The sequence below is a fragment of the Fulvivirga ligni genome (genome assembly GCF_021389935.1).
GTDB lineage: Bacteria > Bacteroidota > Bacteroidia > Cytophagales > Cyclobacteriaceae > Fulvivirga > Fulvivirga ligni.
Genome location: NZ_CP089979.1, coordinates 16,400 through 36,684, shown reverse-complemented (window position 1 = coordinate 36,684; position 20,285 = coordinate 16,400). Strand labels below are relative to the sequence as shown.

Here is a 20,285-nt window from a genome sequence, read left to right as displayed (position 1 = left end):
ATTGTTATTTTTAAGATGTTTTTGATGTTAAATGTTTGAATATCAATTTGTTAATTCATTTACAATGAATTGGTTTGCTTCGAATTGATTTCGTTTTTTATGCCCTTTTTGCAAAGGGGCATAAAATGGTATCAAAACACTTTAAAATATAATGAATATGAGAAATAAAGCAACATTTGGAATCTCCTTTTATGTCAAGAAATATAAGGCAGCGGAAGGCTTAGTTCCTATCTATGTGAGGATCACTGTAAATGGGCAGTATGTTGATATGTCTATTAAGCGTAAGGTAAGGGCGGAAGATTGGGATGCTCGTAAATGCCAGGTGCGTAAGTCTGCTGTAGATGGCATTAGCTTAAATAGCTATTTAGGTACTATTCAAAATCGATTATACGAGTGTAAAGAGGAGTTGGAAAGGGAAAGAAGGCTTGTAACGATGAATGCCATTAAAGACAGATATACTGGACAAGATAGCCAATCAAATACTTTACTTCAACTCGTTGAATATCATAATAAGGAGATGAGTTACGAACTTAAGGAAGGGACTATGAAGAATTATCGGAGTACGGAAAGTTATATCCGGCAATTCCTTAAAACCAAGCTTAGAGTTAAAGATATTTATCTTGAGGAATTGAATTATGGATTCATTAAATCATTTGAAAGATATATTAGAAACAATCCTTTGCAGGCTAATTTTCCATGTAATCAGAATGGCACTATGAAGCATATGGAAAGGTTATGTAAAATGATGAATTTGGCTTTAAGAGAAGAATGGATAACCAAAAATCCATTTATAAAGTATCGATTAAAGTTTAAACATACTGAAAGGTGTTATTTAAATATGCCTGAGCTTTTATCCCTTGAAAATGCAAATCTTAGCCTGGAAAGATTGAGGTTAGTGAGGGATGTTTTTGTTTTTGCTTGTTATACAGGATTGTCCTATATCGATACCTATAATTTATCAGAAGAAAATATTACAGTGGGAGTTGATGACCAGAAATGGATAACCGGACGAAGGCAAAAATCTGATAAGTTATTTGCAGTACCCTTACTGCCTAAAGCCATGAGGATATTAAATCAATATGAAAATCATTCTCCTCATTCTATTCGCAACAGTGGAAAATGTTTTCCAGTTTATTCAAATCAAAAAATGAATCAATACCTAAAAGAGTTAGGAGAAATATGCAGTATCAAAAAGAAACTTACATTTCATACTGCAAGACATACATTTGCTACCACTGTAACCTTGGCAAATGACATACCTATAGAAACGGTAAGTGAAATGCTTGGTCATACGAAATTAAGCACGACTCAAATTTATGCTAAAGTTATTCGTCAGAAGGTGAGTCGTGATATGGCCGTCTTAAGGCAGAGACTTGAATAGTAATTTGTTATTGTTTAGAATATAGTAAGTACTTTAATACCCAATTTATCTGTCCATTATTATTATACTCTTCTATTTTATTAATTTGTAAATAATTCATATATCCACTCATGCGCTATTTACTTGTTTTTCTTTTTATGGTATTGACCTGTACCGTGGTTTCTGCACAGGAGGTCACGGAGGCTCAAAAGCAGCAGTTGGAGCAGATTAAAGATCCGGCCAAGAGAAGCAAACTACAGAAAAAGTTTTTTCGTAAAGAAGTAAAGCAGAAGGAAAAAGAATATAAGCGCAAACTAAAAAATGAGATTAAGCAAGCACTTGAAGATAGTTTAGGCACCAGCTTGCCACCGTTGGATAGCACTCTGGTAGAGCAGACTGAAAATAAGGTAAAAAGTGCGGCTGAAGATTCCCTCAGTAATTATGTAGATATACCCTTGGTTACTGATTCTACCATAGTGAACCATGCTAAGGAAATGGGGCGCAATGAGCTGCAGGAGGAAGCGGGCGTAAATTTAAATGGTCTGGATTCTGCCAGAGTTAAGTCTACTGTAAAAGCAGAAGGGAAAAAACGGCTTGAAGAAGAGCTTGGCACGGAAATTTCTGATATGCCAATGGATTCATTGACCATGGAAAGCGCACAAAAGGAGCTGGAAAAAAGAGCTGAAAATGAACTCAAGAACAGAAAAGAGTTTGAGGAGTTGGGAGGCATGGAAGACTCAGAGCTGGGGAATCTCACGGAATATAAAGATGAATGGGAGCAAACTCAGGAGAAACTGCAACAGATGGAAGCCCGGCAGGAGCTTAAGCAAAAGATGGCTTCTCAAGCGAGAGAATTTATCACTCAACATTCAGATAAAATTCTGCAGGCACAATCAAAGATGAGTACACTAAAGCAGAAGTACAGCTATGTGCCCAATAGTAATGATCTCAGCACCGCCAAGAAAAGGAATTCTTTGGAAGATAAATCTTTCTGGGAGCGTCTTTCTATTGGAGGCAACTTCAACATTAGCCAGACCAACCCTGTAGTGGTGGACCTGGCTCCTGTGGTGGCGTATAAGATCAATAAACAATCGGAAATAGGCGTTACAGGTACTTATAGAGCCACATTTGGCGCCGGTAAATCGGGAATAGGACAGGAGGATGATGAAACCTATGGTTATAGCTTATTTGGCAACCACATGGTGTTCAGAAACTTCTTCTTACAGCTGGAAGGTGAAATGATCCGGACTACCACCGGCACTCCAGAGCAACCGGATAGAAGCTGGAAGCAAACACTTTTAGTAGGTGTTGGTAGAAAATTCAAAGTGAGCAAATGGCTGGAGATGCAGACTTTAGTGATGTTTAATGTGATTCATGACCCTTTAAACAGCCCCTATAAATCGCCACTTGTCTTTAAAACCGGAGTAAGGTTGGTAAAATAAAGTAGTTAGTTTGCACAATGAATTAAGGGTAGAACAGCGTAATTTAGCAAAGTGTCAAGCTAATTCAGTCCAAAATGCAAGAATTAAATGTTTGGCTGTTTTAACTCACAGATGTAATATTTGATTCTATTAGTAAATGTTGTGGGTTAACAAATTGCTCTTCATTTAATCTTTTTATATAATTAAAGATGTAAGTAATATAAAAAATGATGTAATATTAATCACCTGTTTAAAGAAAAATAGTTGAGAATGTATCTTACATTGCAAATCCAAAAATAAAATTTGTCTTTTATGGCTTTGCATTGTACTCGATTACTGAAAAGTATTCAGCAATTCTTCTTTGTTCTAATCCTTACATTTTCTATTTTCCTTCCATGCTTTAGCCAATCTCCTACTGGAGCTGAGTTGCGGCTGAAAAACATGGATATACTACCGCCTTCACCCGCCGTAGCCAATCTAGGTAATTTTAGTCGCCCAGATGTTGGTTTGGTTTCAGGAACCGCAAAATTTCACATTCCACTAACAAAAATAAGCTTAGGAGGATTTCAACTGCCAATAGATTTAAACTATTCCTCAAATGGAGTCAAAGTAGACGAAATATCAGGGAGGGTTGGTATGGGATTTCAATTAAATGCTGGGGGAGCTATAACTCGTGTCATTTCAGGAAAGAGTGCTGATGAAACGACTGAATACTTATCTCCACCTGAGAATGTGACCCCTGATTCTCGTGATTTCATAAATTTTCTCAAAACTGTTTATCCAGGTAATACCTATGACTTAGAGCCAGATATTTTTACTTATTCAGCTAGTGGAATATATGGTAAGTTTATTCTTGATGAGAATCGAAATGTTTTGCAATTGCCAAAAACGAACATTAAAATAACAAAAGATTTTATTGGGAGTACATGGAACTTCAAAGTTAATGATATACAAGGCAATGAATATTATTTTGGGGGTGCAGGTTTTATAGAGAGTAGCAAAAAACCATTAAGCTGTGGGAAGACCCATGAAAGTTATAGACCTACGGCCTGGTTTTTACAAAAAATAATTTTGTATGCAGGAGACACTATAGATTTTAATTATAATTCGATACAATATCAATACGCATCAGGTAAAAATGAGACCATGTATTATCAAAATCCTGCTCAATCCCAACAGGGAACGATGGGATATGATTGCTTGTGCCCTGTTTACCAAGATCAAAATTGTACCACTATTATTGACGTTCAAACCAAGTATTTGACTTCTATCATCTCCTCCAGAGGTGATTCTATTACTTTTAATTACTCCACTAGAGATGATTATGGTGATGTGCTATTAACTGATGTTAACTCATATCTTTTTAATCAGATAAGCAAATCTTATAAGCTATCCTATCAAAAATATGCCAATAGGTATTTTCTTGAAACTGTGAGTCAGATAGCTAAGAATGAAGCTGACTCTATTATCTTATATCAAATGGAGTATGATGATCCTGGAGCATTGCCTAACAGATTATCTTATGCTCAAGATGAATGGGGTTATTATAACGGTAAATTGAATAATACAACATTGGTTAAACCGCCTAATAATCCAGAAAAGGCATCCTTGTTTCCATATGCAACCGCAGACCGAGAGGTTGACACTGTTCTATCCAAGAAGGGGACACTCATAAAAATGATTTACCCCACAGGTGGATATGATAAAATCGTTTATGAAGCAAATACTGTATACACTTCACGTGCAGACCCGCCCCCTACCATAAATGTCTATGATTATATAAGAGGAGCGGATGCCGATCCCGTCTCAAAAAATCTAGGCGCCATTACCATTACTAATAATCAAAATGTTGAGTTAACGGTGCGTAACACGAATATGACGGGTAACTTTCCTACTCATCAGGATAGAGCAGAACTGGTAATAGTAAGCAGTAATGACCAAGGCGTGGCATCTTTAGGGACTCTTTCGGGCAATGATATTGGTGATTATCTTGAAAACTCACGAACGGTATATCTTGAAGCTGGTGAATACAATATAGTGTTAACCGCTTACGGAAATCTGACAAGAGCTGAAGGATATATCACATATTATGGCGCTTCTACTTCAACTTCGGATAACTATCCCGTGGGAGGGGTGAGAGTTGGAAAGATTGAAACCTATTCGAAGGCAGGTGAATTACTTAATAAAAAGAGCTATTTATACCATGCATTAGGTTCAACAGTTTCTTCAGGTGTTTTGCCAAATACCTTTATTTATGAACAAACAAAGACTTACGAGAATTTTTGTAATATACAGGGATCATATTCAAATGCTGACTTGATCTGTGTGTCACGGACATGTAATTATCAAAGTTTATTATCATCTTCATTGACCACAATTTATAATCAGTCAGCCAATAGCGTCAGCTATCCAGTGGTGCTAGAAGCTTATGATAATAATGCTGAATCTGGCTTGATTTCTCACAAGTTCAATATTAGGGAGGATCAAAATGGTGCAAATGTATTAGGAAGTGTCATTTTAGGAGCTAGCCCATCAAATACCGCCATATTCAATAATGGTCGAGAATTAGAAACCACAGTATATCAAAAGGAATCTGACGAATTTTTACCTGTTAAAAACACAAAATACTATTATTCGACGCAGGCTGATAATAATAATCGCCTGAGTGGATACATCATCAATAAGCTCTACACAGAATGTGCTATCTCAGAGGGAGATCTGGCAGAGTTGTATGAGACAAGCCCTTGGGAAGTAACTCATTATTATGTCTTTTCACCCTGGCTTACCATGGATTCGCTTGTAGAGCGCAATTATACAAAAAATGGCGGGTTATTAGCTAAGAGTACTGCCTATCTATATGATTCACAAACTCTGTTACCTTCGATAATTACATCTCACGACAGTAGGAATAGAACTATCAATACCTATAGTTTTTATACTGGAATGGGCAATAAAATACCTGATATAAGTAGTCCTCAACTTAATTATGCTAACTATATATCCTTTAACAAAAATTATATAGGCCAGCTATTATATCAATATAGCACAGTTGACGATGAATTCAACAGCAGCTATAGAGTGACCCTTGATGATTTAAAATCTCCCTTGGGAACAATACTTCCAGGAAAGGTAACAGAATCATTCGTTGAGGGTGATCCGGGTAATTCCTTTTCTATTCTTGAGTATGATGAGTATGGCAATATTTTGTCGAAGAGTTCAGATGACGGTATTTTATTAAGTTACATCTGGGACTATCAAAAACGGTATCCTGTTGCTGAAATAAAAGGAGCCAAGCACACAAATGCTGCTTATACAAGTTTTGAAACAAAGACCAATAATGGGTGGGAGGTTAATGGATCTCACGAAAATATTTATAATAGTAATGCACCATCAGGAGATCACTACTTGCATTTTTCTACCGCTGGATCAATTGAGTTTAGTGATTTTGAGTCTGATGAGGATGTTAATTATATTGTGTCATATTGGTATAAATTAGGATCCTCTATTAGTGTTACGGGCGGATCTGAGCTAAATACAACTCCAGGTTTGAATGGATGGCTTTGCGCTACTGCCCTGGTAGATAATCCTACAAGCTTAATTATTAATGTCGGAGCCGGTAGTGATATTGACAACGTAAGGGCTTATCCAGAACAAGCTCAAATGGTCACTTATACGCATTACCCAGGTGTAGGTATTTCTAGTGTAAGCGACCAAAATAATATGACATCCTACTACAAGTACGACGCATTTGATAGGCTAATAAGTATTTTCGATAGTAAAGGAAATATGCTTAAAAGCTATGAATATTATTATAAAAATAAGCCATGAAATCACTCTTCTTTATAACTACGATCATCTTATTACATGGTAATATTTGTTTCGCGCAACATTCTATAGTAGGTCATTGGAACCTGGATTTTGATCAGACAGTCGAACTCATGATACTTGAGACTCACGACAGATATAATGCTCTTCCTTCTGATGTAAAAGAAAGGGCGAAGGATTCTATGGACAAAAGAGAATTTATATTTAAAGCCAATGGAGAGATTTCAGTTAGATGGCAAGCACAAGGGCAACAACAGCGAGCAAATGGAACTTGGGCCTTGGAGTCTAGCCAATTAATTCTAAATATAGAGGGCATTAACTATTCATATAATATTCAAATGCCTAATGATAACACATTAATTATCAGCGATGAGGAACAGGGGGGCTATTTCAATACTCTCTATCTCTATAAAAACTAATGAGCAGAATAGACATGAAAATATATATTACTCTATTAATATCATTTTTATCGCTGGTGAGTTCAGTTGTTGCCTTACCAATCCTTGAAAATAGTAATGTAGAAGAGTTGCCACCTTTGTATTTTGTAACTATCACTGGATCTGGGAGCGCTTTTGTAGGAAGCTCTAAATATTATGAAGCGTCATGGACAGATGGTTGGGGAAATCCTATATCGGCACCCCCAAGTTCAGATTATACCTGGAGTACAAATAAAGGAACTATAACTGGACAATCAGAAACTGGCTGCAACATATCATGGACTTCATCAGGAGCGGCAACCGTATCCTTAGAGTATAGTACTTTCGGTAATTACTTTTATGACACACATCAGGTAACAGTTTATTCAGCTCCAGAAGCAACATCAGCAACATCTGTTACCAGCTCTTCTTTTACTGCCAAATGGAATAGTACAACAGGAGCTTCAAGCTATCAGTTAATAGTTGCCACAGACAACTCATTTAATAATATTGTTTCAGGATATAACAATATTACTGTAACCGGTACTAGTAAGACAGTGTCTGGCCTGGGAGCTGGCAATAAATATTATTACAAGGTTAAAGCAAAAGGAGGGGCAGGTAGCTCTGGATATTCAAATATAATAAGTACAAGACTTATACCCTCTTCACCCGTAATTAATAATACCTCTCAGATAACAGACAATTCGTTTTCTATTCATTGGAGCCAGCCTAATGGCGCAACTAGTTTTAAAATAGATGTTTCTGAACAACCAGAATTTTTCCCCAACCTGAATGGCTATAATAACCTTAGTGTAAGTGGAACTAGTACCACTGTTTCAGGACTAATGCCTGGTAATATATATTACGCGAGGGTAAGGTCGATCAATGGTAGCGGTACCTCCGGTAACTCAGCGGTTTATACAATATTAACTCTACCAGGTGTACCTGCTGTTAATTCAGCCTTAAATATAACGGGAAATTCCTTTGAGGCCAGTTGGGAGTCGGCCACCGGGGCTACCAGTTATAAACTTGATGTGTCTGATCAAAGTAGCTTTGTAGTTATGCTAGACGGATATAATAATTATTCTTTAACTGAAACCAGCCAATATATTACTGGCCTTCAAGAAGGTAAAACTTACTATTATCGAGTAAGATCTGTTAATAGTAGTGGGGTTACAGCAAGCTCAATTACAGCATCGGTTATAACAACACCTGCAAGCCCTGAGGTATTGCCAGGTACTGATATCCAGAAATGGTCTTTTACTGCGAATTGGCAATCAGTGACTGGGGCTAATGGCTATCGTTTGGACGTGTCTACCACCAGTGACTTTTCAAAGATATTAACCTCCTTTAACAATATTTTTGTAGGTGGTTTGACTAAAAATATTAGTGGTGTCGATTCAGATTTAACATATTATTATCGGGTAAGAGCAAGCAATGCGAGTGGGGTTTCAGCTAATTCCGAGGTAATTGAAGTTAAGGCACTGCAAGATTACAATTACGTAAGAGAAACCATTGCTTTAAAAGCAGGGTTTCATAATGGTAATGATTTGAGAAATTCTGTTATAGCATATAAACAAGATCAATATAGCTATGTAGATGATATAGGCAGACCATTGCAGGAAGTATTTGTAGAACAATCACCTTCCCAGATGGATGTGGTCATTCCGCATTCTTATGATAAATATGGAAGAGAGTCAGTTCAATATCTTCCTTTTGTTGAGGGTGAGAATGGCGAATTTAAGAGTAATTTCATTGCTAAAGAAAAGACTTCCTACGCTACATCTGTTAACCCTCAATTTCAATTTTATCAGGATAATACAACTACCGTGGCCACTGATACAAATCCTTATTCTGTCTCTATCTTCGAGTCATCACCTTTAAATCGAATTATAGAACAAGGTGCTCCTGGTTCAAGTTGGCAGCCAGGTCAAGCCTCTATAGAATATAAATATGAGTTTAATAACGATAGCGATCATGTTACTATTTGGGATATAAGCAATTCAGGAGATTTAATTGCCTTAAATAGTTATGAGGCGGGAGAGTTATATAAATATATAACTACTGATGAACACGAGAATCAGGTAATAGAATTCACAGATAAAACGGGACTTTCTGTACTTAAAAGAGTTCAGGCGAATGAATTAGGTACGTTATGGGCAGATACATATTATGTGTTTGATAATTTAGGAAACCTACGTTATGTGCTTCCCCCCATGGCTAATAAAAAAATTGAAGAGGGGGCTTCCATTAATGATAATTTTCTTCAGAAATGGGCGTTTTGTTATCAATATGACGGTAGAAAAAGAATGATTGCTAAAAGAGTACCGGGCTCCGATTGGATTTACATGATTTATGATAAACGAAATAGATTGGTTCTTACTCAGGATGGCAATCTGCGAGAAAATGATCATTGGCTATTTACTAAATATGATGCATTAAATAGACCTGTAGCTACAGGTATTTATCATCAAGGAGACTCTGTTAGTAGATCAAGTATGCAAAATAAGGTTGATCAGTACTATGCAAACTTGACCACCGGAAGGGCTTGGTATGAGAGTTTTGATGAAAACAGTGGAGTAGTTGCTGGCTATAATAATGCGAGTTTCCCACAATTAGGCAACCTTGATAATTACCTTACCATTACTTACTACGATAATTACAATTTCAAATCATTATCAGAATTTGGAGCTGATTATGATTATGACGCAAGCCAACTGTCTCAAGCGACCTGTGCTCAGGGTACATATCAATTTCCTGCAGCAGCCTTAGATAGAGTAAAAGGACAGGTGACCGGAGCCATGACTAAGGTGTTGGATAATAATATATGGTTAGGTACGGTTAGTTATTATGATGATAAGTATAGATCAATGCAGGCTATATCAGATAATTATGTAGGGGGTAAAGATATTGTTAGTAATATATATAATTTTTCTGGATGGGTCCTAAAGAAGAAAGCTAGTCATATCACTGCTACCGATACTGAAGTTACTGAATTAGCCTTCATCTACAACCATGCCGGCCTTTTAATAGATACCTGGCATAGCATTAATGAGGAAGATAGCATTCTTCTAGCCCATAATGAATACAACGAACTTGGGGAGCTCATTGAAAAAAACCTGCACTCTGAAGATGATGGGGCCACCTATGTCCAATCAGTAGATTACCGTTATAATATACGAGGCTGGCTAACCAAAATAAATGATGCCGATCTTTCAGAGACGGAAACTATAGCGCCATCCGATTTTTTTGGAATGAACCTGGGTTATAATGAGGATATCGGACTGAACATAGATTTGGCTGATTTACAGTACAATGGTAATATCAGTGCTGTGAAATGGAGTAACGCCAATGACCCTGCGTCTGCTATGGGGTATGGCTATGGCTATGATCCAATGAACCGTATTATTAAGGCTCAATCACACAACACCACCGCTAGCAATGCCTATAATCTGGACGCCGTAGGCTACGACCTCAACGGCAACATAGAAAACCTTACCCGTATGGATGCTACCGGCAGCGCCATGGACCGGCTCAATTATGCCTATGGATCCAGCACCAACCAAAGCAATCAGCTACTGGCTGTGAGCGATGTAGCTACCGTAGAAGGAGGCTTTAAGGATGGTGCTAACCAGGGCGATGATTACCTGTATGATCCTAACGGAAATATGATCCGTGACCTGAATAAAGGCATTGATAGCATCTATTACAACCACCTAGACCTACCAAGTAAAGTGAAGAAGATAGGTGGTGAATACATATTGTATACTTATGATGCCGCAGGTATAAAACTGGCCCAGACTGTTTATGATGCACAAGGGCAGCCTGTAAAGCGTACTGACTATTCCGGAGAGTATATTTATCAGAATGATACCTTGCTGTTTGTTCAGAATGCCGAAGGTAGAATAGTACCCAATGCCACCAATGGAAGTTGGGAATACCAATACCATTTGAAAGACCATTTGGGGAACACACGGTTGACATTTACTTCCCAGTCAAAAACCTGGAACTTTGTGGGTACTTTTGAATCAGAGAATGGTAATGTGGAAGAAAGTACTTTCGAGCACATCCCTGAGACACGGATGATCTTCATCAATGCAGATGCAAATAATGACGAAGGAAATGAGGTGGTTGAGGTCAATAATTCCCAACCTATGGGAGCAGGTATAAGTTTGCCAATATCAGCGGGAGATCAAATTGATATGAGCGTATATGGATATTATGAAGGTGGCACTGGCTACAATAGTAGCATAGGAGTCTCTGCCTTGATTGGTGCTGTTACAGGTGGGTTTGGAGGTATTGATGCTGGGACTGAAACTCAACAAGCTATTTATAACACATTGGGTAATGCTATAGCTGGTATAGGAATATCGGGAAGCTCAAGTGATAATGTGCCTGCTGCTTACCTGAATTACATTTTATTTGATGAGAATATGCAATATTATCAGCATGGTCACGCACAGATAACTCTAGCAGCCAATATGGAACATGAGCAGATTAATTTGAATAACATAGAGGCTTCCAAGCCTGGCTTTATATATATTTACTTAAGCAATGAAAGTAATAGTCCTAATTCTGTATATTTTGATGATATACAAATATCTGTAAGAGAGACTGCAATTATTCAAACTGATGATTACTATCCTTTTGGACTGGCTTTTAACTCTTATCAGAGGGTTACTGCCAAGGAGAATAAGTACCGTTATAATGGGAAAGAGCGCATATCTGATCTTAACTTAGGTTGGGATGATTACGGCGCGCGAATGTATGAGGCTGCAATTGGTAGATGGCATGCGGTAGATCCTTTGGCAGATCAAATGCGAAGGTACTCGCCTTACAACTATGGCTTCGATAATCCGATAAGGTTTATTGATCCAGATGGTATGCTTTCAACCGATGTTATCGACAATGAGGATGGTACTTATACTGTAGTGGGCGGGGATCCAAATGATGGAGATGATAACATTTATGTTGTTAATAAAAACGAAGATGGTGGGTATAACCGTACTGGTGAGAGTATAGGAAAATCAATTACTTCACATTCTTTTTTCGATGATAATGAGAATGCTGTAATAGGTGCGGTGATTGATTTAAACTCCACCGAGGGTCAATACTTTATTGATAATGACATAGTGAACGAAGATCCCGATTTGATTGAATATATGCCAAATGCTACTGGGGGAAAACCTTTAGACTTAAAAACACGAAATATAGACAAAAGGGGTGAAGGTGTAACACCAGAGCAACATATGTATAGGGGAAGTGTGGCTAAAAATGGCAAGATTGGTTCGGCCAGAGATTTTGGAAATATGGGAGCAGGTATAGTTGCAGCAAGAAATAATTTGTCATGGACCATAGCAAGATTAGGATATGATGGGTTAGAATCCTACCAACAAAGACGACTTTCAACTGAAGGCAAAACCACTCAAAAAGCTGAAAGAGTTGGTTTTAATATGGGAATAGATTTAAGAAAAAATGACCTCAATAAAAAGGGTAGTGTACGTATGCGCGTACGGCAAAGAGATCATCCAATAAAAAAATAAAATTATGAAGAATATAATTTTTGCCATTTTATTAGTTATAGTGAGCAGTTGTGATAAGAACTCAATTATATATTTTTATCCCGAAAAAGGCTCTGGTATTATTACAATAATTGATAAAAACCAGTATAGGTATATAATTAAAGGTAAACATGAAAAAGTTCCTGACTTAAATTATATTAAGTTAGATATATCTAAAGTTGATAAACTTTCTGATGTAGTTTATATCTGTTGGAAGGAAAATGAATTATGGGAAGTGACCGTGGATAAATCAGTAATAGTTGAAACGGTAATTGATACTGCTAATTATAAAATAAATACTACCTTGCCACGTGATAGTAGAGGTATTCCAACGGAAAACAAGTTTAAAAATGATAGTTGTATGATTTTTTCCTATTATCTAATGCGCCTTACTCCAGATCACGGAGGGATTGTTAAAATAAAATAATACAAATATTTTCGGTTTTGTATTTCAAAATAATGAAGAAGGACAATAGATTGGTGAGTACAGCCTCCATTCCCGCCATGCTTATCATAGTGGTTTAGTATAGCGCCGTTGACTTATCAGAAAACCTTAATGTATCTGGAGTAAATGTAGATTTACTTTTTACGGATGATGGTTCAGATGGTCCTCTGCTAAATTTGGTAAATACTGTCATACCAGGAAAATTTTGATACTAATTTAAATGTAGATCAAACAGGTGCTTCTGGCTATTCAAGTACTTCAAGGTCAACAGGAGCGTCTTCTTCCGGTTCGTCTAGTGGAAGTAGTAGTAGTGATAGTGGTACAAGCAATTCTCCTGGTTCTAATGGAGGTCCTAATCAAGCAGCTAACAAATCAAAGACTAACGTTATTAATATAAACATGACTGCAAATGGGGTTAATCATGGAAATATTCAACAAAAAGCAGAGGCCAAAATACAACCATTAGTCAACACCAGAATATATAATTATCCAAGAAATCAAGACTAAATCATGAGGAAATATTTAGCAATAATTGCGATTATATGTATTGCTTCATGCAATAAGGATATAGAGAAAGTTACTGTTAAAGGGTGGGTTAAAGATGTCGGGACAAATGAGCCAATTAAAAACATTGATGTTACTGTGATTTGCTGGAAATATGGAAATAGTCCAGACGGTAGCTACTCAGAAAATGAGATAAAAGTAGTTACTACAGATGATAAAGGTCAGTATAAAGTTAGTTTTAATAAAAGTGCATTCTTAGAAATAAAAACATCTTTGGAGGGGTATATTGATACTCATCAAACGAAAGAATTATATGAGGAAAATAATACAATAAATATCTCTTTAGTGAAAGATGAATAGTTGTTATCTAATGAAGGGAATAAATTATTGTCTACTGCTGGCGTCTCCCCCTTCTGGAGCCAGCATCTTGCTGGTGACCACGATTGAAAGATAAAGAGAGCCTTGCAGTAATGCAGGGCTTTTTTTATTGTGCTAGTTTTAGTTGCAGATCAGATTTTAAGAGAAAAGCATCAATTACCTCAATGAGTAGCCTTTTACGGTTCTCAGGCATCTGCTCAATCTTTTTGAACTGCATTAAGAGCCCCATCTAGTGCGCGTAGCGAAGCAATACGCGTGCTAAACCCAGGCCGTTATAATTGTCGGCCTTATTAAAAATATATTTAGATCTATTTACTTTTTTTTCAGCAGTTCTACTTTTTCCTTTTCTGAGGCTAGTAGCCTTTCATAAAGTTCCACTACTTTATCTAAGGGGTTGAAATGGCACTGGTAGTTAGTAACCCCCACACTGGCAGCCTTAGAGTTAGAGCCCTCATAATTATTTTGGATGTTGAAAATAGCAGCTTCTTCGTCAAAGTTTTCAATAGCTTCCACGGGCACTTTTAAAGCCTCAGCTACTTGCTGGAGCAAATCGTTTTCAATGTCTTCCTTTTGTTCTAGTAGAGATATTTTGCGTTGGTTCCAACTCTCACCTAGCTCAAAGGCTAAGGCTTTCTGCTTCATTCCCATCATTTCACGGAATCGTTTTACATTCCTGCCCTGGTGTTACTAGAAATTAGTCAATCTCAGGACGGTAAAAATCATGGAAAATATGTGCGCTATTATCCTTCAGGGAAGAAATATTTTCAGGTGGAATATTCTAGAGGACAGCCAACTGGAAAGGCAACTGAATGGCATGAGAATGGTAAAATTAAAATAGCCTATTATTACGAAAATGGCCTAGAGAACGGATCTTATATCTTATGGGATAGTACGGGGACAAAACTACTGGAAGGACAGATGAAGGATTGTTTTTTGGCACTTTTCTGCCCATCCCATTTTATACTTAAAAATAGTTTCATAAATTGGTTTCATAAATAAGTCTCACCAACCAACGTTAAATCAGACTTTTATGAACATAGGTTATGCCAGGGTTTCCACCCAAGACCAAAAGCTGGAGGTGCAACTTTCAGAGCTGCAGAAGTACGGCTGTGAAATGATATTTAAGGAAAAGCAAAGCGCCATTAAAGAACGACCGGAACTTGATAAGATGATCAGCCATCTAAGGAAGGGAGATACCGTGGTAGTCTGGAAGCTTGACCGCCTGGGTAGATCTCTTCGGCACCTGGTGAACCTGATAGGTTCTTTCAAAGATATGAGAGTAGACTTCGTGAGTATCAATGACAATATTGACACCACCACCTCCCAGGGCAGGCTTATGTTTAACCTCTTTGCCTCCTTTGCCGAGTTCGAAAGAGAAATGATTAGTGAAAGGACTAAGGCCGGATTAGCACATGCCAGAAAGTTTGGAAGAAAAGGAGGGAGGAAGCCAGGTATTTCAAAAGAAGGAAAGATCAAAGCTTGGGCAGCATTGAAGCGGACCAGGGATTCAGATACACCTATTGCTCAGATTCAAAAGGAGCTGGGACTTTCTAAAGCTACTTATTATCGTTATCTTCAGTGGGCTCAGGGAGAGGAGAAGAGGAAAATTGCTTTAAAATAAAAAAAATCTAAGTATTTGGAAGCTGTGAGCAACGATTTGGAAATTTAATTAGCTTCAGTCATCAGGTCATTCTTTATTAGAAAAATTATATGGGGACTAAATATATCAGTGACAATATTTAATTTAATTAAATAATGCCTAATTTAAATTGCGAATATGCACTTCCCAAAGGACATTTTTTCAATTGTGACCACGGTATAGAATATAACCAAATCCAGTTTCATCAGCCAAAATTTGATATTTCCAATCTTTGGATTCATTTTGGTTTCAGAGAGCAAGAAAAGTTTTTTAAAATTTCTAACCAGGATGGTCTTACCTTAAGCCTTTTACGACTCTTGCCACTTAGTATCTTGAACAATAACTATTATGGAATTTCAAAAATCGGAACGTTACCTTCTTATAGAGGAAATGGTTATGCATATCAACTCTACAGGTGCGCTATTGAAAGGCTTGATTTACCTATTATTTGTGATGCATCATTGACAATACCTGGTTCTTATAATATTTGGATGAAATTGATACACGAATCAAAAACCGATTCTTTCGAAATAAAGCATTTGGATACAAAATCCGAAGCTATTAAAGACTACTCTTATAAAAACCCCATGCCAAGAATTTGGGGTTATGATGAAGATATCCTTGAAATAATAAAGGATGATAAAGAAAATTTGGAGGATGCATACCTGGACGGAGAAGTTTCTGAAGAATTGTACAAATTCTTAAAACACCATTTAAATTTATTGGAAGATAGATCTCATGTTCGACTGTCAGCCAATAAAAAATAACATCCGTAGCCGCCATGCTCAACACAGTAGTTGTGATTTCCTCTGCTGGTGCCAGCATCAAATAGTTGCTGGTTCGAGCTTGTAGTTCGGACTTTACGTACCAATAGCCCTATTATATTTGAGCTCTTTTTTATGCCTCTTTAAAAGTGATATTCCTCATTGTCGTTAGTTCGATTCAAATAAATGAAATTATCTCAATAAAAACTTTAAAAAGCAATCAATCTTACATCCTGTCTCCTTTTAAATAAACATATTTGATTACTGCATAAAATCTGATTGAAATGGAGCTCGTAAATTATTCAAAACCTCACCTACACGAAGAACAAAGTAAACCGTACCCTGTAGATAACCAATCCTTCCCATACACAGAAATCTCCAATCCACGCAGATTTGAAGAACTGTTATACAGCATTTACCAGCTGAAAATTGAAAAGCAAGAGCTAAATGACTATGATGACATAAGTTTGATGAGCGGAGTTGCAGAACAAGCACGAGATGTTGTGATGTTTAGGAATGGAAAAGCCCATGGTATAATCCAATGCAAAAAGTATAAACACAACCTAGCCAAAACCGATTTTGGAAGGGAGATTACAAAATTAATACTGTATAGCCTTTTGGATGATAGAATAATCCACGACACCAACGACTTTACATATTACATCGCAGTTGCTAAAGATTTTACGGCACCTTGTCGCGACCTAATTACTGACTTTAATAATCAGATCCTTAAGGAACCTGAGTTGGAGGGTTGGATATCAAGTAACTTAAACATGCCTACTCTGCGGTCATTAAAAATGACAGATTGTGCAATTATAGTGCGGGATATTCTTTCAAGAATTAATGTAAAGAAAATTATTCCTAGTGATTTGGATTTGGAACTTACGGATAAACCACAATTGCAGCCACTATTTTCTCGATTCGCTCAGTGACGGACAATACAGTTACTAAAGAAATTCTTAACACTCTAAATGGTTATCTTACTGAAGAGGAAATTTCGAAACAACTGTATAATGGCTCAATCAGCTTGTTATCTGAACCAAACACTTTTGAAGGTATTGAAGATTCTCACATACTACGCAATGAAACTGAGCAATTGATTAATTGGGTTCAAAGTGAGGCCAAAAAAGATTCTAAGGGAAATATTCAGAATATATGCCTACTCGCTGGACCAGCCGGATTTGGCAAGACTGTGATTCTGAAAGATTTTTTCTCAAAGTGTCGGTCATTGGATCTTCCCATTTTGGGTTTGAAGACAGATAAACTTTACTCTTATACAATTACTGATCTTCAAAATAGTATTGGGCTTACCTTACCTGTATTTGATTTTATAGAGAGATGTAAAGCTATATATCGCACTACAATCATTGTCATAGACCAAATCGATGCCCTCTCACAATCAATGTCCTCTGACAGAAGATTTCTGGATGTCTTTAAAGGGTTCATTGATCGTTTTGAAAATGATGACAATATTAAAATAGTTATTTCAGTTCGTAATCAGGATTTGAACTATGATCCCAGTTTAAGACAGTTTAGAAAAAATAATACTATACAAGTTACCAAGCTTTCTTCAGAACAAGTATTCGAGCAACTTGAAAAAATTGGGATTGTCAAGAATCGCATATCAGATAAGCTTCTGGAACTTCTAAGAATTCCAAATAACCTAAATATATTTTCAAGAATAGCATCTGACGAAGACAGCTTAAAAGTAACTACGATACAAGAATTGTACGTAGAACTTTGGAATCAAAAAGTGTTACAGATTCCAGAACGCGTCAAGACTAATAAAACTAAAGTTAAAATTGCTCTTTATTCAATTGCTGATAAAATGTTCAGTAGCCAACGAATAAGTATTTCCGTTTTCCAATTTGAAGATTTTTCAGATGAAATTGATTATCTGGAGAGTGAACAACTGGTCAAATGTGAGGGCAAGCAATTACAATTTTTCCATCAATCCTTTTATGATTTTATTTTCGCCAAACAGTTTGTAGAAAACAGATCAGACTTAATCAATTATATAAAGGATTCTGAACAATCAATTCATATTCGCTCGGCAGTAAAAATGATAATTACCTATTTGAGGGATTATGATCCTGTATTGTATTGCAAGTATACAAAACAGGTTATTTCAGATGATGAGATATTTTTTCACCTTAAGCACATTATTTTTCTAAATATACTTTTTCAATCAAACCCCACTCAGGAAGAGCAGGACTTGATAAAGTTTTCCCTGATAAGTTCATGGAACTATAGCTTTTTATTTTATGAACATGCATACAGCAGCTATTGGTTGGAATTTGTCATAGATAATTCCTTACTCGAGTTGCTCAAAGGAGAAGCCAGGAAGATTAAATCACCTGAACGGAAATTAGTAGATGAGAATTTTGACGAGATTATATCGAATTTGCAGATTAACTTTTTACGAAAACATGTCGAAGTGAATGATCCGATGGCATGGAAATATTTTAAGCAAATTGAAGATACTAAGGTTATACAAAAAGTACTATACTTTGTGAAGGATTGGAGTAGTTCTGATCCCTTTTTCATGCTTGCTAAGTGTCCGGATTTTATAAATTCAGAAACTTGGGCATATTACCATGTTCTTGAAAACATCATAAAATATAATGAAGACTTTGTGCTTAACGTCTTAAAGGGAATCTTGTCTCAAGATGATAAAAGAGCATATACCAAGGGAGACTATGATCAAGTTCTGAAATCTCTATACAAACTAGCTCCACAAAAAATTATTTCCTATACTGCTCGAAGGTATGAGGAATGATCTTTATAAAGATTCTGGCACTCAAAATGGCTTGATAAGAGATTGGACTTATAGTCGAATTGAATTACATAATAATGACCATATTGGTGCTCAGGAATTTTTATACCAAATGCTCGCTCGTTGTCTAAAGGCAACTGCGTCAACTCACATTGACGATTTCTTAGAGTTCTTCCATAGACTTAAGTCATCAAATCACGATACCATTCTTAGATTGTTAACCTTTTCCTTAAATGGTAATGAGGATAAATTTACCAATGAAATTATAGAATTGTTCAACCATTTTAAGCACTTAGGGCTTTTGACTTATCGCGATGATCTGGAATACGAATTGAGATCATTAGTTGAGAAGAGTTTTCCGCATATGAATGCCGAACAGCAAAATATCATACTGAATACCATACGAAGCTATAGAGATAAAAAAGAATTAAGATTCTGGACTACTGACGAGGGTAAAACCATACTTCGCTTTGAATGGGGTCTATCTAAATATTATTGGTTACAAAGAATGCCCATAGATATAATTCAATCTAACCCAGACTTGAAAATGTCTCTAATGGAATTGAGAAGAAAATTCTCAAAACATAAGGATATTCCAAAGAGGCGGAGTGTAATTTCTGGTGCCGTTCACAGTCCTATTCCGTCAGGTGCGCAAAATTTTATGAAGAAGAAGCATTGGCTAATGTCTTTCAGAAAATATGATACTGACGAAGATAGGTGGGGAATGGATTTCTTAAAAGGAGGCAGATCAGAGCTAGCATCAGAATTTGGAAATATTGTTAAGCAATATCCCTCAACGGAAAAGTTAGAAATAATAAAAGCGGTTATAGAATCAGATAATCTCCCCATTGAATATGCTATAAGCGGACTCTACGGCTGGACCCAATCGGGTGCAGATTTGAACTTGATTTTGCCTTTGTTTGAGAATGTTCTGGAAAAGGATTTTTCTAATCAAGAAGTATATATCACATCCTTAGCGGGTAGTCTTGTTAATCAAGATAAGACATCCTTGAAGGTAATTAACTATCTTGTAAAAACTAGCTTACGATTTAAAAAATGAAAACGCAGCTACTTTTGTTGCTGATAATGCCAATACTAGTATAAATGGGCTTTATACAACAGCCATAAATACTTTACATGGTGATGCGGTTAACAATCTGCTTCGTACTCGTGATAATAGTTTTAAGAAAACTATA

At 36.6% G+C, this 20,285-nt stretch carries 14 protein-coding genes; 13 read left to right on the top strand and 1 reads right to left on the bottom strand.

Annotated features, from left to right (window positions below):
* Nucleotides 1–157 precede the first annotated feature (157 nt).
* The 7 genes from LVD16_RS00165 (at nucleotide 158) to LVD16_RS00135 (ending at nucleotide 13,892) form a co-directional block, all read left to right on the top strand.
* Nucleotides 158–1,381 (top strand): site-specific integrase, encoded by a 1,224-nt coding sequence (locus LVD16_RS00165; protein WP_233771565.1) that lies wholly within the window; start codon nucleotides 158–160, stop codon nucleotides 1,379–1,381.
* A gap of 110 nt (nucleotides 1,382–1,491) precedes the next feature.
* Nucleotides 1,492–2,802, top strand: a complete 1,311-nt coding sequence (locus LVD16_RS00160; RefSeq protein WP_233771564.1) for a hypothetical protein — start codon at nucleotides 1,492–1,494, stop codon at nucleotides 2,800–2,802.
* A gap of 420 nt (nucleotides 2,803–3,222) precedes the next feature.
* Nucleotides 3,223–6,609, top strand: a complete 3,387-nt coding sequence (locus tag LVD16_RS00155; protein WP_233771563.1) for a hypothetical protein — start codon at nucleotides 3,223–3,225, stop codon at nucleotides 6,607–6,609.
* On the top strand, nucleotides 6,606–7,025 hold the full coding sequence (locus LVD16_RS00150) for a lipocalin family protein (protein WP_233771562.1): 420 nt from the start codon (nucleotides 6,606–6,608) through the stop codon (nucleotides 7,023–7,025). Before LVD16_RS00155 ends, LVD16_RS00150 begins: the two co-directional genes overlap by 4 nt.
* Before the next feature lie 14 nt (nucleotides 7,026–7,039).
* Nucleotides 7,040–12,565 carry a DUF6443 domain-containing protein gene (locus LVD16_RS00145; protein ID WP_233771561.1) on the top strand — a complete coding sequence of 1,842 codons (5,526 nt, stop codon included), beginning with the start codon at nucleotides 7,040–7,042 and terminating at the stop codon, nucleotides 12,563–12,565.
* A gap of 4 nt (nucleotides 12,566–12,569) precedes the next feature.
* Nucleotides 12,570–13,010, top strand: coding sequence for a hypothetical protein (locus LVD16_RS00140; protein ID WP_233771560.1), 441 nt, complete (start codon nucleotides 12,570–12,572; stop codon nucleotides 13,008–13,010).
* A gap of 528 nt (nucleotides 13,011–13,538) precedes the next feature.
* On the top strand, nucleotides 13,539–13,892 hold the full coding sequence (locus LVD16_RS00135; RefSeq protein ID WP_233771525.1) for a hypothetical protein: 354 nt from the start codon (nucleotides 13,539–13,541) through the stop codon (nucleotides 13,890–13,892).
* Nucleotides 13,893–14,222: 330 nt separating this feature from the next.
* Here LVD16_RS00135 and LVD16_RS00130 read toward each other — a convergent pair whose 3' ends face one another.
* Nucleotides 14,223–14,552, bottom strand: a complete 330-nt coding sequence (locus LVD16_RS00130; protein ID WP_233771559.1) for an XRE family transcriptional regulator — start codon at nucleotides 14,550–14,552, stop codon at nucleotides 14,223–14,225.
* Between the two features lie 39 nt (nucleotides 14,553–14,591).
* Between LVD16_RS00130 and LVD16_RS00125 the strand changes: the two genes are divergently transcribed.
* From LVD16_RS00125 to LVD16_RS00100, 6 genes are all read left to right on the top strand, one after another.
* On the top strand, nucleotides 14,592–14,909 hold the full coding sequence (locus tag LVD16_RS00125; protein WP_233771558.1) for a toxin-antitoxin system YwqK family antitoxin: 318 nt from the start codon (nucleotides 14,592–14,594) through the stop codon (nucleotides 14,907–14,909).
* A gap of 31 nt (nucleotides 14,910–14,940) precedes the next feature.
* Nucleotides 14,941–15,531, top strand: coding sequence for a recombinase family protein (locus LVD16_RS00120; protein WP_233771523.1), 591 nt, complete (start codon nucleotides 14,941–14,943; stop codon nucleotides 15,529–15,531).
* 134 nt (nucleotides 15,532–15,665) lie between these two features.
* Nucleotides 15,666–16,316, top strand: coding sequence for a hypothetical protein (locus LVD16_RS00115; protein WP_233771557.1), 651 nt, complete (start codon nucleotides 15,666–15,668; stop codon nucleotides 16,314–16,316).
* Between the two features lie 281 nt (nucleotides 16,317–16,597).
* Nucleotides 16,598–17,245 (top strand): hypothetical protein, encoded by a 648-nt coding sequence (locus LVD16_RS00110; RefSeq protein WP_233771556.1) that lies wholly within the window; start codon nucleotides 16,598–16,600, stop codon nucleotides 17,243–17,245.
* Entirely contained in the window at nucleotides 17,242–19,092 is a 1,851-nt protein-coding gene (locus tag LVD16_RS00105) for an NACHT domain-containing protein (protein ID WP_233771555.1), read from the top strand. Before LVD16_RS00110 ends, LVD16_RS00105 begins: the two co-directional genes overlap by 4 nt.
* A complete protein-coding gene (locus LVD16_RS00100; protein ID WP_233771554.1) occupies nucleotides 19,082–20,149 on the top strand; it encodes a hypothetical protein in 1,068 nt (355 codons plus the stop codon). The genes LVD16_RS00105 and LVD16_RS00100 overlap by 11 nt, the downstream gene beginning before the upstream one ends.
* The last annotated feature ends 136 nt before the right edge of the window (nucleotides 20,150–20,285 follow it).

Excerpts from the sequence above, each read along its gene's own strand:
- LVD16_RS00165 (WP_233771565.1), top strand. The coding sequence starts at position 158 with ATGAGAAATAAAGCAACATTTGGAATCTCCTTTTATGTCAAGAAATAT.
- LVD16_RS00160 (WP_233771564.1), top strand. The coding sequence starts at position 1,492 with ATGCGCTATTTACTTGTTTTTCTTTTTATGGTATTGACCTGTACCGTG.
- LVD16_RS00155 (WP_233771563.1), top strand. The coding sequence starts at position 3,223 with ATGGATATACTACCGCCTTCACCCGCCGTAGCCAATCTAGGTAATTTT.
- LVD16_RS00150 (WP_233771562.1), top strand. The coding sequence starts at position 6,606 with ATGAAATCACTCTTCTTTATAACTACGATCATCTTATTACATGGTAAT.
- LVD16_RS00145 (WP_233771561.1), top strand. The coding sequence starts at position 7,040 with ATGAAAATATATATTACTCTATTAATATCATTTTTATCGCTGGTGAGT.
- LVD16_RS00140 (WP_233771560.1), top strand. The coding sequence starts at position 12,570 with ATGAAGAATATAATTTTTGCCATTTTATTAGTTATAGTGAGCAGTTGT.
- LVD16_RS00135 (WP_233771525.1), top strand. The coding sequence starts at position 13,539 with ATGAGGAAATATTTAGCAATAATTGCGATTATATGTATTGCTTCATGC.
- LVD16_RS00130 (WP_233771559.1), bottom strand. The coding sequence starts at position 14,552 with ATGAAGCAGAAAGCCTTAGCCTTTGAGCTAGGTGAGAGTTGGAACCAA.
- LVD16_RS00120 (WP_233771523.1), top strand. The coding sequence starts at position 14,941 with ATGAACATAGGTTATGCCAGGGTTTCCACCCAAGACCAAAAGCTGGAG.
- LVD16_RS00115 (WP_233771557.1), top strand. The coding sequence starts at position 15,666 with ATGCCTAATTTAAATTGCGAATATGCACTTCCCAAAGGACATTTTTTC.
- LVD16_RS00110 (WP_233771556.1), top strand. The coding sequence starts at position 16,598 with ATGGAGCTCGTAAATTATTCAAAACCTCACCTACACGAAGAACAAAGT.
- LVD16_RS00100 (WP_233771554.1), top strand. The coding sequence starts at position 19,082 with ATGAGGAATGATCTTTATAAAGATTCTGGCACTCAAAATGGCTTGATA.